Raw genomic sequence first — 13,762 nt, 5'->3', positions numbered from 1 at the left:
ACTTAAAGCCCATTTTTTATCAAGCGCGAATAATTAAGTAAGAGGCTTACAGCCACTCAACGCTCGTCCTCTTGCTCCATTTCGAGCTGCATCAGCAGCATATCTTCGCCATCTAAAACCCGCGTATGGTAGCTGTGACAAGCAGGACAAACGATAGAGCGCTCAGCAAGCTCAGACTCTTGCTGGCAATCCAAACAGGCAATCACTAAGGGTTGCAGTGTCATCCGCAGTTCAGCATCACGGCAGATCCCATCGAGTTTAAAGGTCTCAAAGGCGGTCTCAAGCAAGGCGGGTTCGACTCCGCTCATCACCCCGAGTTTGATATTGACGCGGGTGATTTTATTGGCACGATTGGCCTTAGCGTGTTGCTCGCATTGCTCAATCAAGGCGCTAACGATGGAATATTCGTGCATTAACAAATCCTTGGCAGCAGTTCACCCTGGGGCAGGTCTAAGTAACGTTTGGTATTCCATGGCGTTCTTAAGATCACTTTTCCAGGAAGTTCGTCGCTGACGGTGCCGATGATGGCCGCCTGCTCGCAATGACCAAAACGTTGCATGATTTCTAGGGCGCCTAGGGCGATATCGTTAGGGACCGCCAAGATAAAGGTGCCTTCATTGGCTAAATCCATGGCCTCAAAGCCATAGAGTTCGCACAAGCCTTTGACTTCATCGCAAACCGGAATACTGGCTTCATTGACGGTTATCCCGACATTGGCGGCTACTGCCCATTCGTTTAACACGGCTGAAAGCCCGCCACGGGTCGCATCACGCATCGCATGAATGGGAATATTCGCCGCAATAAGCTGCTCAACCACGGGCCAAAGAGTGGCACAATCGCTTTGCAAAGCCGATTCGAGGGTTAGGCCTTCGCGCGCCATCAGAATCGCGGCGCCATGGCAGCCCACATCGCGGGAGACAATGATTGCATCCCCCGGTGCGACATTCGCCGCCGAGATATTCGGACGTAAAATGCGCCCAACGCCTGAGGTATTGATAAACAAGCCATCGGCACAGCCCTTAGGCACGACTTTAGTATCGCCACAGACGATTCTGGCGCCGCTCTGTTTCAGCTCCTTCGCCATGCTGCGCACAATAGTGGTTAACTGATTGAGCGAAAAGCCTTCTTCGATGATCACGCTGCAACTTAAATACTGTGGCTCGGCGCCCATCATGGCAAGATCATTCACAGTGCCGGCGATCGCCAACTTGCCAATGTCTCCGCCGGCAAAAAACAGCGGTGATACGGTAAAGGAATCTGTGGTAAAGGCGGTCGCGCCCTGCAATTCAAGCTTGGCCGCGTCTTCTTCGCTACGCAGGATGGGGTTATCGAACTCGGCAAAAAACAGTTCACGAATGAGTTTATTCATCTCTTTGCCGCCACCACCGTGGCTGAGTTGAATCGCTTTATCTTTGGGTTGGAAATCAGCCATGGTGTGGCTCCTTGCTATCTATGCCTTGATAGCGGTAATACGCATTACACGCGCCTTCGGAGCTAACCATACAGCTACCGAGAGGAGTTTCGGGATTGCAGCCGCGGCCAAAGACTTTACAGTCCTTAGGTTTGGCGAGCCCGCGAAGAATATCGCCGCATTGGCACGCCTTGTGATCGTCAATCTCTTTGACGGGTAATCTGTCCTTAAAGTACTTCTCGGCGTCCCTGTGGGCGTATTCGGGTCTTAACTCTAGCGCCGAGTTGGGAATGGGCCCAAGCCCGCGCCAACGAAATTGCGGCCGAGTCTGGAAAAATTGATCTACCTTGGCCTGAGCGGCAAGATTGCCTTCCTCCGACACGGCGCGGCTGTATTGGATATCTAATAGCGCCGTTCCCGCCACCTTTTGCCGAACGATGCGCAGGATGGATTCCATCACATCGACGGGTTCGAACCCCGATACCACCACAGGCGTACCGTATTGCTCGACGGCGGGGCGATAGATTTTGGCACCACTTATCACGCTGACATGGGCTGGGCCAATGAAAGCGTTTACTCTGGCTTTAGGGTCGTGCATCACAGCATCAATCGCGGGTGGTACTAAGACGTGGTTGATATGAAACAACAAATTCGCCAGCTTTTCCTGCTCGGCCAGTTGTAGCAGCACTGCGGTCATGGGGGTCGAGGTTTCAAAGCCAATGGCGAAAAACACCACGGTTTTATCGGGATTGTCGCGGGCGATTTTGAGCGTGTCTAAAGGGTCATAGATAGGGCGAATATCACAGCCCTTGGCCCTGAAACTGGCAAGTGAGCCTTGGGAGCCGGGGACGCGGATCATATCCCCTAGGGTCACTAAAATCACATTCTCTTGCTGGGCGAGCACTGCGGCTTGGTCAATTCGCTCCTTGGGCATCACGCACACTGGGCAGCCGGGACCGTGGATAAATTCAATATTTTCCGGCAATAAATCCAGTAAGCCGTATTTCATGATGGTGTGGGTATGGCCGCCACAGACCTCCATGATATTGATAGGCTCTTTGAGTGTGCGGGCGCATTTAGCGATATCCTCCGCAAACGAGGCTATGGTATCGGGGTCGCGAAAGCCTTGATAAAGTTGTTTTAGGTCAAGCATCTTCAGTCCTTGCGCAGTTTTTGGCTGTTATTTGTTATCACTTTTACTGCGGTGATTACTTAATGCGTGGTCTCAGCTTCAAGTTTTGAAACTATCTCTTTATATAATTCAAGGCTTTGCAGTGCATCATTGCGATCAATTTTATTCATCACAAAACCAATATGGATAAGTACATAGTCGCCAATGGCTAAAGGCTCAGTCATTAAATGACTGCTCACATCGCGCCTGACACCTAGCGTATCGACGGTGACAGATTGACGCTCGTTATCGACGGCCACCACTTGGGAGGGAATTGACAGGCACATTATTGTGGCTCTCCCGAAGCGTGGTGAAGGTTGTTGTTCAGCCATGCAACGACGGCTCGCATGGAATCGCCATCCTTAATCGAGACTTCCAAAATCTGTGTGTCGGGGTTGAGCTTTTTAAGTTGGGCTTTGGCCTCGTCAACACTGAAATCGAAGTAGGGCAAGAGATCACACTTGGTGATGAGCACCAGATCGGCGCGGCGGAACATGACGGGATATTTCTCAATCTTATCATCGCCTTCGGGAACCGAAAGCAGCACGATATTTTTATGGGTGCCGACATCGTAACTGGCGGGGCAGACGAGGTTTCCTACGTTTTCGACAAAACAAATATCTAAGCCTTCGAGTGGCAAGTGATGTAAAGCGCCGTGCACCATAAAGGCGTCGAGGTGGCAGGCACTGCCAGTTTGAATTTGATGAGCCTGAATGCCTTTGGCGATTAAGCGGTCGGCATCGCGGGAGGTCTCTAAATCCCCTTCAATGACGGCGTAGTTGAGGGCGGTGTACTCTTTTAAGTGTTCAAGCAGGGTGGTTTTGCCACTGCCTGGGCTACTCATTAAATTGAAGGCGGTGATATTGTGCGCCTCAAAATGCGCGCGGTTATGGGCGGCTTCAACATCGTTTTTATCGAGAATTTTATGGATCACCGACAAGGTTTTTTTATCGTTAAGCTGAGGATTGGTGTGCAATTCCTGATGGTGATGCAGATGGCCGTGATTATGGGAATGGCGGGGTAAGGAGCAGCCGCAGTCTTTACACATCTTATATTTCTCCTTGTCCTAGGCAAAATGCCTCTTTGGGCGGTATTAGCCTGACAATATGCTGATGCTATCGAATAGGGTTAATTTGATTACGCTAATGTTAAGTGTGATACAAATCGGCTGTGGATTCTTTGATGTTCGTCAGGTTTATTTGGATAAACAAAGGCCAAAGAAAATTTCTTTGGCCTTTGGGGATAACGCGCTTACGTGGCTTAGCGTTGAAGGATGTTGATTTTGTTGCTGCTCGCGGGGGTTAAGATAACGGGAACCGATTTTGAGGTTGGGGTATAGGAGCCTACGCCCACACTGTCGATGGCGACTAAGGGATTGGTCTCTGGGTAATAGGCGGCGATATTGCCCTTGGGGATCTCGTAATAAATCACCATAAAGTCATACACTTTGCGCAATTTACCATCGTTAGTGAGCGATTGGATATCGACTAACTGGCCGTCGCTAAACCCCTGCGCTTTGGCATCATCACCGTTCATAAACAGCACATTGCGCTTGCCTTTAATGCCGCGGTATCTGTCATCCATGCCGTAGATGGTGGTGTTGTATTGATCGTGTGAACGCAGACTCTGCAGCAGTAACACTGGCAGCGTACTGGTCAGGGCCTGACTCGAACAATCGGCGATGATGGAGTCGGGTAAAGCACTGGCGTTAAATTCAGCCTTGTGGCTTTGGGTATGCCAGTCGAGCTGCGCGGCATTATTAGTTAAATGGAATCCCGCAGGGACGTTAATTTTTTGATTGTAGTCTTCAAAACCTGCAATGGTTTGCTCAATCAAATCGCGGATCAGGCTGTAATCATCCCTTAGGGCTAACCAGTCAATTGACTTGGCACTGGTTGCATTCATTGAGGGTGGTTTCACAGCCAAGGTGGCATGTGCCATGCGCGCCACAATATCGATTTCCGACAGGCAGAGTGGCGATACCGCATCGTTCATCCCAGTTGAGGCGTGCACCATGCTAAAGGTATCTTCGACGGTGATTTTTTGAATGCCGTGTTTTTGCTTATCGAGTTCGGTGCGGCCAAGGCAAGGTAAGATCAGCGCATCATTGCCGACCTGTAAGTGACTACGATTGAGCTTAGTACTGATTTGCACATTTAAGCGCGCTTTTCCCATGGCGCTATAGGTAAAAGCGCTGTCGGGCGCGGCGGCGGCGAGGTTTCCACCGAGGCAGATAAGCACTTTGCTTTGCTCACACTCTAAGGCCTTTAAGGCTTCAACCACGTTATGACCTGCAGCGCGGGGTAATTGGCAGCCCAAATACTGCTCTAAACGGTCAATAAATTCGGCTTTGGGTTTTTCGTTAATACCCATAGTGCGGTTACCCTGCACATTGCTGTGACCGCGAACAGGGCAAAGGCCGGCGCCTGCTTTGCCAATTTGGCCGCAGAGCAGATGCAGGTTGATGATTTCACGGATGGTATCGACAGAATGTTTATGCTGAGTGATGCCCATGGCCCAGCAGCTGATCACCGTCTTGCTTTGGCTAAAGACTGTGGCGGCTTGAATAATATCGGCCTTGGATAAGCCCGATTGGGCTTCAATCTGTTGCCAGTCGGTATGACGGACGCTCTGCTCATAATCTGCGAAAAAAGCACTGTGGGTGGCGATAAACTCCCGGTCGATACACTTTGCGTTCGACTCAAGGATATGCTTTGCCATGCCGCGAATGGCCGCCATATCGCCGCCCAGCAGCGGCGTGAGGTATTGATGACTAATGGTGGTCGCAGCGGGAGTTAATAACTCAGTTGGACTTTGTGGGCTGGCAAATCGCTCCAGCGCCACTTCTTTTAAGTTATTGAAGGTGACAATTTTACAACCCTGTCTGGCGGCTTTACGTAGGGCATTCATCATCCGTGGATGGTTGGTGCCGGGATTTTGCCCGAAAACAAAAATCGCCTCGGCCGCATCGAAATCGCTTAATACGACTGTGCCTTTGCCGACACCAATGGCTTGGTTCAATGCAACGCCGCTGGCCTCGTGGCACATATTCGAGCAATCGGGGAAGTTATTGGTGCCATATAGTCGGCCAAACAATTGATAGAGATAGGAGGCCTCGTTACTGGCGCGGCCCGAGGTGTAAAACTCCACTTGATTGGGATCGCTAAGGCCATTGAGCGTATCAGCAATTAGCTGAAAGGCATCATCCCAGCTGATGGGTTCATAGTGATCGGTCGCGGCGTTATAGCGCATAGGTTCGGCTAAGCGGCCCTGATATTCGAGCCAATAGTCGGTCTGCTTAGCTAACTGGCGCACCGAATACTCGGCGAAAAAGTTTCGGTCAACAATCTTGCCCGTCGATTCCCACGCCACGGCTTTGGCGCCATTTTCGCAAAACTGAAAGGCGCCAGCCTTGTTATCGCCCCAGGCACAACCTGGGCAGTCAAAGCCATCGGTTTGGTTTACCCTGAGCAGATTTTTGATATTTTGCTGGGTCTTTTGGCTACGTAGCACATGCTTTAAGGTCGATTGCAGTGAGGGGAAGCCGCCGGCTTTGGTCGGTTTTTCAATATGAACAGGCATAAAATTCTCCGCGATTGCATTGGGATGCAAGGCTTTCATCAAATATGGAGTAGTGGATTGGCGGATCAAACTTAGGAATATGGACAAGATTAAGCTGGTATTTCAGCGCCAGTTTCACCGCGAGCTGGCTCGGTGATGCGAGACTTATCAAATGGTTGGCACCATAACGCACGGCTTTTTGGATCAACTCGCTGCTGCAGCGACTGGTCATCAGCAGAGCCTTGGCGCTGCGCTTTTGCCGCAGCAGCGCGCCAATAAGCTTATCTAACGCATTATGACGACCGATATCTTCACGACACTCAAGGATATTACCAGCCTCATCCAAGGCAAAAGCCGCATGGATAGCGCCGCTGCGCTGCGCTTTAAGCTGATGTGTATGTATTTGCTGTTTGAGGCTGTCGACTTGCTCAAGCACTAAGGGAGCGCAGGCGGGTAATGGTGGTAAATCTGGTAGGGCATGACCTAGGGCTTCCACACCGCAGATCCCACAGCCAGTTGCGCCAACGAGCCGTCTTTTGCGTTGTTTAAGGGCGATGAAACAACGATTGGCTAAGGTGACATCGAGCATTACCCCGTCTTGGACGGGAGTGATATCAATCTCATGCACATCTTGGTCTTGGCTGATAATGCCTTCTGCGAATAAGAAGCCAATCACAAAATCCTCAAAGTGATCGGGCGTTATCATCATCACCGCATAGCTGATGCCATTGAGGTTGATGGCGGCTGCGACCTCTTCAACCAGATGCGAGTAACGGGTGTTAGGCTGTTGAGCCGCGTTTGGGCTGTGTTGAGATCCAGGGCAGAGCCTTGGATCATTCGCCGAATCGAGTGGGTGAGTTAGCACGCATTTCAACCTGAAATTGGATGTTGATCACATTCTAGGGAGGGTTTACGCGCTAGGCCAATCAAACTATTTTATGGATTGATAGAATATTTCTATTAAACTATGGATACCAATAGGGTTTGATTTTTCAGATTTGTCTAAAGCACTGTATCTAACTATGTCGAAAACACTATGAATATTCGCCACCTGCATTATTTCCAACAACTCGCACAATTACAGCATTTTGCCAAAGCGGCGAACGCCTGCCATGTGACGCAACCGACACTCTCCGCGGGGATAAGCGCCCTTGAAAAAAGCGTAGACACAGAGCTTGTGGTGCGGGGGAGCCAGTTTGTGGCGCTCACGGATGCGGGACAGATCATGCTGCAATACGCCGAGAGAATGTTGCAGGAACAGGCAGCGTTAAAGCAGGAGTTGAGCTTGTTTCGCGGCCAGCTCACAGGTTCGTTACGGATTGGTATAGTGCCGCAATCGAGTATCGACATCATGCCGCTGATTAAGCTGTTTAATCAGGCTTATCCCAATATCAGCATCAAGTTATCTGTAATGACCAATGGGCAATTGATTGAAAATCTTAGTTTGCATAAAACCGATATTGGCCTTGGGTTTGACGAACAACTCACCGAGGCTAATCGGCGCAGCTTCGTGTTTTATCCGCAGCGTGCCAATCAAATGGCGCTGTTGTCCTGTGATTCGGTTGATGACAGTGCAAGTAAATCCTTGCCTTTAGCGGACATAGGTACGCGTCCCTTAGTGCTGCTCAGTCAAAATATGCAGTTTAGAAAATACATAGATAATGCGATGGCGCAGGCGGGGATCGATTTTAATTTGGTGCTGGAAACCGACTCATTATTCCACTTAATCGGCGCGGTAAAGCATGGCTTAGGCAGTGCTATCGTCAGCCGCGGTATTGCCGAATCGGTGGCGCAACTTTTTGGGATCCCGTATCAGCTGTTAGACGGAGTCAGTTCAGGGCAAACGGTCTTTATGACCCGTAAGCACAGCATTACGCCCGCAATGAAAGCCTTTATGAACCAGCTTGAGTCTTAAACCATCACTGGTTATTGCTCACGTTTTGATGGATACCATACCAAAGCTGCCCGAGGGCGATACCGCCATCGTTAACGGGAATATGTTTATTGGCCAGCACTGTATTACCCTGTTGGTGCAGTTTACTGAGGCAATATTCGAGCAAATATTGGTTTTGAAACACGCCGCCGCACAGCACTACGGGCAGAGTTGGGTAGCGCGCGGCAAAACCACAAACGGCATCCCCCACACTATGCAAAAAGGCGCGGGCGATCTGCACTTGCCGATCGCGAGTGAGCGGTGCTTCGGTGATCAGCGTGATTATCTGTTTAAAGTGTTGGCTACTGCGCCAGATATACGGTTCGTGCATCGAGCTATCACTGGATATATCTGAGATTTCCAAGGGCAAGTCGAGCATCAGCGTTGGCAGTTGTTTGGCATCGGCCCGTCTTGCTGCCGCTTCAATTAACATACCCGCTTGACCTTCAAATTGAGTGGTGTCGATGAAGCCTAAGGCGCAGGCGAGGGCATCGAACAAGCGTCCCACCGAGGAGCTATTAATCCCATGGCCGTTTTGCCAGATCCGATGCAGATTGCTTAAGGTGATGGGGCTTAAGGTTGTCAGAATCGGCAACTTAAGGGCTTGCACTTCCTCGAGACTCATCTGCTGAAACAGTAATGCGAGTAGCAATCGTACAGGTTGCTTAATTGCCTGTTCTCCACCGAGCAAGGGAATTGCCTCGAAATGGGTAAGCCGCTCGGCGCCGTTAAGGGTGGTCAGTAAGACTTCGCCGCCCCAGAGGCTGCCATCATCACCAAGCCCTGTGCCATCGAAACTAAAGCCTAATACTGGATCTTGATATTGATTGATGGCCATTACGCTTAATACATGGGCGTGGTGATGCTGCACACTTAAGGTTCGGATTGGGTGCGTGTCTTGGCTTTGCGTATCAAGACGTTGCTGTTGCTGCGTCTCAGCCCACCGCGATGGTGCGTAGTCTGGGTGCTTATCGTGGATAATTAGCTCGAGGCTGAAATGATACAGACGGGCGAAGGTCGCCAAGGTACGCTCGAAGTACTGCTCGGCGCTGACACTAAAGAGATCGCCAATATGCGGGCTTAAAAACACATTCGAACCAAAACCTAACGCAATGGCATTTTTTTGTTGGGCGCCCACGGCAAGTATGGAGTGACTCAGCGGCTTTGTTAACGGGAAGCTTAAGGGCGCATATCCCCGCGCTAAACGCAGCACTTGCACCTGTGGGGCACAGCCATTTGGCGGTTGGATAAGTTGCACCACGCTGTCATCACAGCCGTTGAGGATGGGGCGGTTGTGATCGACTATGGCATCCACCACATGGCCTAGTTGGCTGATAAGCTCATCACAATCGGTGATAATCGGCTCGCCAGAGACATTCGCACTGGTCGCAACCAGTGGGCCATTAAATTGCCCGAGCAGTAAATGATGCAGCGGTGTGTAGGGCAAAAATATCCCGAGTTTTGGGATATTAGGAGCAATCTGATGGCTCAGATTGTGTTTATCCAGCGCCTGCATCAGTACGATGGGCCGCTCCTGCGAACTTAAGGTTTGCCACTCAGCCTGTGTACCCGTTACATAGCGTTTTGCCACTTCGATGCTCGGCATCATCACCGCTAGCGGCTTGGCTTTTCGTTGCTTGCGTTGCCTTAATTGATTGACGGCTAAAGTGTTGGTTGCATCGCACATTAAGTGGAAGCCACCTAAACCCTTTATCGCAAGAATCTGCCCTTGAGCCAGTTTCTCGGCCGCCGCCGACAATACTGCAAGGCTGTTATCTTGCAAAGCGGACAAGGAATTAGGTGCAAGTAACTCGCCCTGAGGCGATTTTAAACTCAATTGAGGACCACACTTAGGGCAACTCACAGGCTGAGCGTGGTATCTGCGATTTAGCGGATCTTGATAGGCTTTAGCGCAGTCGGGACACATGGCGAAATCCGCCATGGCCGTATGATGGCGATCGTAGGGTAAGGCATTGATAATCGTGTATCTTGGGCCGCAGTTAGTGCAATTGGTAAAGGCATAGCCAAAGTGGCGGTCCTGCGGGTTATGCATATCGCTTAAGCAATCCTGACAGGTACTCTTGTCGGCCGATACGGCAACGAGGGCGGCTAAATGATGCTCACCAGATTCATCACTTTGGTCATCACTTTGGCTATCACTTTGAATAATATTGAAGCTAGTCTCTTCAAGCTTTACCGCTAACGGACTCTGGGTCATCTGATAGATGCGCGCCAGTGGCGGCGGATTGGTGGTTAACTCACGCACAAAGTTATCTAAGTTTGCGGTGGGGCCTTGCAGCTCAATCATCACGCCATTGGCATTATTTAGCACAGTGCCAGTTAATTTAAGCTCACTCGCCCAGCGGTAAACAAAGGGGCGAAAGCCCACACCTTGCACAATGCCCGTGATATGCAGCTGGCGGCGCTCGAGTTGCTCGAGTTGCTCGGTTTGATTGGTGGGTGAGGTGGCTTTTTTCAATCTCGGTATTCTTCGCTTATCTGGCTGCATCTGCATGGAAGATAAAACATTTTATCCTCCATGCGTTAGCGCTATCTGAATGTAAGGTTAGCGGTGAGCGGGTGTTGTTAAAGGTTATTTAACTGCCGCTGCTTCACATAGAGCGCGCCTACGGCTAGGTTGTCGCCCTCTAAATCCAGACTGCGATTGACCAATAGCGGGAAGTTTTTCCCGAGCCGCAGCCTAATACGCTTACAGAGGGTTTCGTTAGCTAACTCATTGCCCGCTAAAGCAATGTTGTGTACACCGATATTTAAGTCAATGTGTTCAAGCCAATTAGCGAGGTAGTCTGCGAGGGAGTCCTGCATTGCAAAGGCCAGTTGACTCGGATCGCTGTGCCCGGCGACGCGAAAACTCAGCAGCGTGCCTAGGGTTTTACACCAATTCAGGCTGCGGTGGGCCTCACCTTTGGTGAGGGGAAAATCGATGCGCGGCGCATTCGCACCATGGTAACGCATGGCGGCGGCGAGCAGTGCATCGCTCAAATAGGTTTGAGATTGGGTTTCTTCCTGCGGATTTAGGCCAATCAATACTGCCGCAATCGCCCACAGACTCTGAAGATTATCACGTCTGCCGTTAAGTTTTAGGCTCAGCAACTTTAAGTAATCTTCTGGAAACAAGCTCTTAAATTTTTGCGCGACGGCTTTTTGTGGACTGCTGTCGAGGCAATGGAAAATCTCGTAACCATTGTCGGGCAGTTCGGGGAGGGCGAAAAACAGTGAGGTGTCTCCCTTATTGTCGCAGGTGACGATTTGGCCAGTGTGGTGATGGCTTAAGTAAATCACCGCCGCATTTTTAGCCTGCTTATGGGTCGTAAATTTACCATTAAGCAGCGCTGCAAACAGGGCTGCATCCGCTATGGTATGGTCTTCCTCATTTGCTGCATATTCAGCTGTATCGGCCTTATTTGGTATGGCCTGCACAGTCAATAAACCTTGGTGTGAACGGGTTTTCTTATTGGCTTGCCATTTGGCCTTAAAGCCTAAAAAGTGAATGTCTTCCCGCAGAGGCTCCGGCGCACTGAATTGCTTAATGGTTTGCGGCGCTGTGTTTTCGGCTGTGTGGCTGCCTAACTGAGCCCAAGCGCCATCGACCCAGGCGAGCGCCGGCCTCTGGTGCGACCCCTCAAGATACACCCAATCGATACCTTTTTGCCGCAGGATTTCACTCAGCACTAACACCACTCGGCTGTAACCAAAGCAGATATCGTAGAGCGGTGCGGGCAGCTTTTGATTATCTTGGGTTGGTCTGACACACATCAGCGGTTTTTCGATACTGGATAGGGCGAGGACTTGATTATCCTTCAGGCAAAAATGCGCGTTGAGGGTATTGGGATTACAAATAAGCAGTTGCGGTCTGGATGCTGTTGTATGGACAAAGGGTGTTAGGCTTAATTGTACGCCTTCGCTGGCTAAATCTAGTGAGCCTTGGCTGATAAGCTGCGCGGCCATCGCCTTGAGATCGGACAACGTTAACGCCTTTTGGGCGCTGGTTAAGCGCTTTTCTCCGTGGCAGCAAGTGCAGGCTAAATCGATCTGACCAAATTGCGCCGCCTGATTATCACCAAATCTGGGATAACACTGCTGGCAAAAAGCCGCGACCGATTGCACGTTAAGCGCACCCTCAGTGGATGGGACGGTCAATAATGTCCGCTGTCCCTGTGGCGCCTCAATCGCATGAATGCCTGAGTCGACCAGCCAGACTGAAATTAAAAAGTCGGCGGCGATCGCCTCGGCTAACTGTTCTAGCTGCGCTTGTTCGCCTTGGGCCTCAATAAAATAAGTGTGCGAACCAAAATCCTGCTGACTGTCGCAGCCAATGCTGATATTGAGCGCATCATAATTTAGGTATTGATTACATAAATGCGCATACAAAGGCACCTGACGCGAGCAGGTAAACTCAAATCTGATGTGTTTCATCTTCTATATTTTCGCCAGTAGTGACGCCACGTTTGTAAGAATTGGGGATCAGCGAATCGATACTATGCTCGGCAATGCGTGTCGCGGTGAACCCGAGGGAGGCTAAGTGGGTTAACAGGGTTTGTTCCATCAAGGGGACGGCGGCGGCCACCTTAGTGGTCAGTCCCAGTGTCATCGGTTCTAACACGGTAGGGGTGACACCTAACACAAAGGTTTTGGGTCTGTCGCCCACCATTTCCATCATATTGAGGGTTTGCAGCATTTCGACTTCATGGGCGCTTCCTTGCCAGTCGATTTCCTGCGGGGCTTTATCAAAATCAAAGAAATACACTTCGCCAGCCTCGACGCCGTTGGCATTGACGGTATCGACTACGATCAAATAATCGTATTGGCAAATAATCGGAATGAGTCCCTGAGCCAAGGTGCCGCCATCGAGCATCTCCAGCTGGTGGGACTCGTGTGTGAACTGATAATTCTCAGCGATGTAATTGACAAAATGTACGCCGATGCCTTCATCGGCGTACAGGACATTGCCAATACCCAGTAGCAATATCTTCATTGGACTCCTAGTGGTGTGAGTCTGGTTTCGGGTAGTCGTAACCAGAGACAATTGAGTCGACAGAGTTATGTTTGAAGCGTATCCCTGACCAAACCGCCATATAGACGTGGATAACCACAAAGATAACGAAAGCCCAAGTGAGGTAATGGTGCCAAATTCTCACCTGTGCCAGTCCACCCATTTGCGCCGTGATCCAAGCTGCGCTGCTCCAAAGCATGCCACCTAAACCTTCATGGTAGACGTTGGCATACAGCACGAGTCCAGTAATACATATCACAAGTGCCACGAAGGAGATTGCTACGTAGGTCACAAATTGCAGCGGTCCGTAAACACCGGCTTTATGCAAGTGTCCCATCCAAATGTAGGATTTCAGTTGGGTTATCCAGCTCTTAACACTCATCACATCACGGAATGAGCGTCGCTCGATATCGCTTCGACTGAAAAAATACAGGTAGAAGCGGACCAAGGTGACTGCGGTCAACACAAAACCGCAGATCAGATGAGCAAATCGCACCCAACCTTGTACCAATACATCCGTGCTGTCGGGCGCTACAAGAAACGGCCAAGCGATATAGAATCCGGTGATCACCAGCACTAAAATCGACAGTGCCCGTAGCCAGTGGAAAATCCGTATCGCGGGACTAAAAACCAGTGTCCGAATGCGGGTTTCAGAATGGTTCATGTTGCGTT

The 13,762-nt window shown here is 50.4% G+C and carries 12 protein-coding genes; 1 reads left to right on the top strand and 11 read right to left on the bottom strand.

Annotated elements, in window-relative coordinates:
- Positions 1 to 56: 56 nt before the first annotated feature.
- The 7 genes from hypA to fdhD all read right to left on the bottom strand — a co-directional run bounded on the left by hypA (position 57) and on the right by fdhD (position 7,008).
- Positions 57 to 413 (bottom strand): hydrogenase/urease nickel incorporation protein HypA, encoded by a 357-nt coding sequence (gene hypA, locus CF168_RS11395; protein WP_089067916.1) that lies wholly within the window; start codon positions 411 to 413, stop codon positions 57 to 59.
- Positions 413 to 1,432, bottom strand: a complete 1,020-nt coding sequence (gene hypE / locus CF168_RS11390; protein WP_089067915.1) for a hydrogenase expression/formation protein HypE — start codon at positions 1,430 to 1,432, stop codon at positions 413 to 415. The genes hypA and hypE overlap by 1 nt, the downstream gene beginning before the upstream one ends.
- On the bottom strand, positions 1,425 to 2,564 hold the full coding sequence (gene hypD, locus CF168_RS11385) for a hydrogenase formation protein HypD (RefSeq protein WP_011622585.1): 1,140 nt from the start codon (positions 2,562 to 2,564) through the stop codon (positions 1,425 to 1,427). The genes hypE and hypD overlap by 8 nt, the downstream gene beginning before the upstream one ends.
- A 59-nt stretch (positions 2,565 to 2,623) precedes the next feature.
- Positions 2,624 to 2,869, bottom strand: coding sequence for a HypC/HybG/HupF family hydrogenase formation chaperone (locus CF168_RS11380; RefSeq protein ID WP_089067914.1), 246 nt, complete (start codon positions 2,867 to 2,869; stop codon positions 2,624 to 2,626).
- Complete coding sequence (gene hypB, locus CF168_RS11375) at positions 2,869 to 3,630, bottom strand: hydrogenase nickel incorporation protein HypB (protein WP_089067913.1); 762 nt, start codon at positions 3,628 to 3,630, stop codon at positions 2,869 to 2,871. The genes CF168_RS11380 and hypB overlap by 1 nt, the downstream gene beginning before the upstream one ends.
- 212 nt (positions 3,631 to 3,842) lie before the next feature.
- A complete protein-coding gene (locus CF168_RS11370; protein WP_089067912.1) occupies positions 3,843 to 6,164 on the bottom strand; it encodes an FdhF/YdeP family oxidoreductase in 2,322 nt (773 codons plus the stop codon).
- On the bottom strand, positions 6,148 to 7,008 hold the full coding sequence (gene fdhD / locus CF168_RS11365; protein WP_089067911.1) for a formate dehydrogenase accessory sulfurtransferase FdhD: 861 nt from the start codon (positions 7,006 to 7,008) through the stop codon (positions 6,148 to 6,150). The genes CF168_RS11370 and fdhD overlap by 17 nt, the downstream gene beginning before the upstream one ends.
- Before the next feature lie 171 nt (positions 7,009 to 7,179).
- On the opposite strand from fdhD, the gene CF168_RS11360 reads away from it, so the two are divergent.
- A complete protein-coding gene (locus CF168_RS11360) occupies positions 7,180 to 8,058 on the top strand; it encodes a LysR family transcriptional regulator (protein WP_089067910.1) in 879 nt (292 codons plus the stop codon).
- Between the two features lie 4 nt (positions 8,059 to 8,062).
- Here CF168_RS11360 and hypF read toward each other — a convergent pair whose 3' ends face one another.
- The 4 genes from hypF to cybH form a co-directional block, all read right to left on the bottom strand.
- The gene (gene hypF / locus CF168_RS11355; protein WP_089067909.1) at positions 8,063 to 10,591 is read right to left on the bottom strand and encodes a carbamoyltransferase HypF; all 2,529 of its coding nucleotides are present in this window, start codon (positions 10,589 to 10,591) and stop codon (positions 8,063 to 8,065) included.
- A gap of 71 nt (positions 10,592 to 10,662) precedes the next feature.
- The gene (locus tag CF168_RS11350) at positions 10,663 to 12,513 is read right to left on the bottom strand and encodes a NiFe hydrogenase (RefSeq protein ID WP_089067908.1); all 1,851 of its coding nucleotides are present in this window, start codon (positions 12,511 to 12,513) and stop codon (positions 10,663 to 10,665) included.
- Entirely contained in the window at positions 12,494 to 13,072 is a 579-nt protein-coding gene (locus CF168_RS11345; RefSeq protein ID WP_011622590.1) for a HyaD/HybD family hydrogenase maturation endopeptidase, read from the bottom strand. The genes CF168_RS11350 and CF168_RS11345 overlap by 20 nt, the downstream gene beginning before the upstream one ends.
- A 7-nt stretch (positions 13,073 to 13,079) precedes the next feature.
- Complete coding sequence (cybH, locus tag CF168_RS11340) at positions 13,080 to 13,754, bottom strand: Ni/Fe-hydrogenase, b-type cytochrome subunit (RefSeq protein WP_011626297.1); 675 nt, start codon at positions 13,752 to 13,754, stop codon at positions 13,080 to 13,082.
- Positions 13,755 to 13,762: the final 8 nt, after the last annotated feature.

The organism is Shewanella bicestrii (assembly GCF_002216875.1).
GTDB classification, from domain to species: Bacteria; Pseudomonadota; Gammaproteobacteria; order Enterobacterales; family Shewanellaceae; genus Shewanella; species Shewanella seohaensis.
Note: the sequence above shows the minus strand (reverse complement) of the source record. Positions and strands in the feature narration are given on the sequence as shown.

What these genes read in the sequence shown, in the direction of transcription:
- hypA (WP_089067916.1), bottom strand. Translation starts at nt 413, where the DNA reads ATGCACGAATATTCCATCGTTAGCGCCTTGATTGAGCAATGCGAGCAA.
- hypE (WP_089067915.1), bottom strand. Translation starts at nt 1,432, where the DNA reads ATGGCTGATTTCCAACCCAAAGATAAAGCGATTCAACTCAGCCACGGT.
- hypD (WP_011622585.1), bottom strand. Translation starts at nt 2,564, where the DNA reads ATGCTTGACCTAAAACAACTTTATCAAGGCTTTCGCGACCCCGATACC.
- CF168_RS11380 (WP_089067914.1), bottom strand. Translation starts at nt 2,869, where the DNA reads ATGTGCCTGTCAATTCCCTCCCAAGTGGTGGCCGTCGATAACGAGCGT.
- hypB (WP_089067913.1), bottom strand. Translation starts at nt 3,630, where the DNA reads ATGTGTAAAGACTGCGGCTGCTCCTTACCCCGCCATTCCCATAATCAC.
- CF168_RS11370 (WP_089067912.1), bottom strand. Translation starts at nt 6,164, where the DNA reads ATGCCTGTTCATATTGAAAAACCGACCAAAGCCGGCGGCTTCCCCTCA.
- CF168_RS11360 (WP_089067910.1), top strand. Translation starts at nt 7,180, where the DNA reads ATGAATATTCGCCACCTGCATTATTTCCAACAACTCGCACAATTACAG.
- hypF (WP_089067909.1), bottom strand. Translation starts at nt 10,591, where the DNA reads ATGCAGATGCAGCCAGATAAGCGAAGAATACCGAGATTGAAAAAAGCC.
- CF168_RS11350 (WP_089067908.1), bottom strand. Translation starts at nt 12,513, where the DNA reads ATGAAACACATCAGATTTGAGTTTACCTGCTCGCGTCAGGTGCCTTTG.
- CF168_RS11345 (WP_011622590.1), bottom strand. Translation starts at nt 13,072, where the DNA reads ATGAAGATATTGCTACTGGGTATTGGCAATGTCCTGTACGCCGATGAA.
- cybH (WP_011626297.1), bottom strand. Translation starts at nt 13,754, where the DNA reads ATGAACCATTCTGAAACCCGCATTCGGACACTGGTTTTTAGTCCCGCG.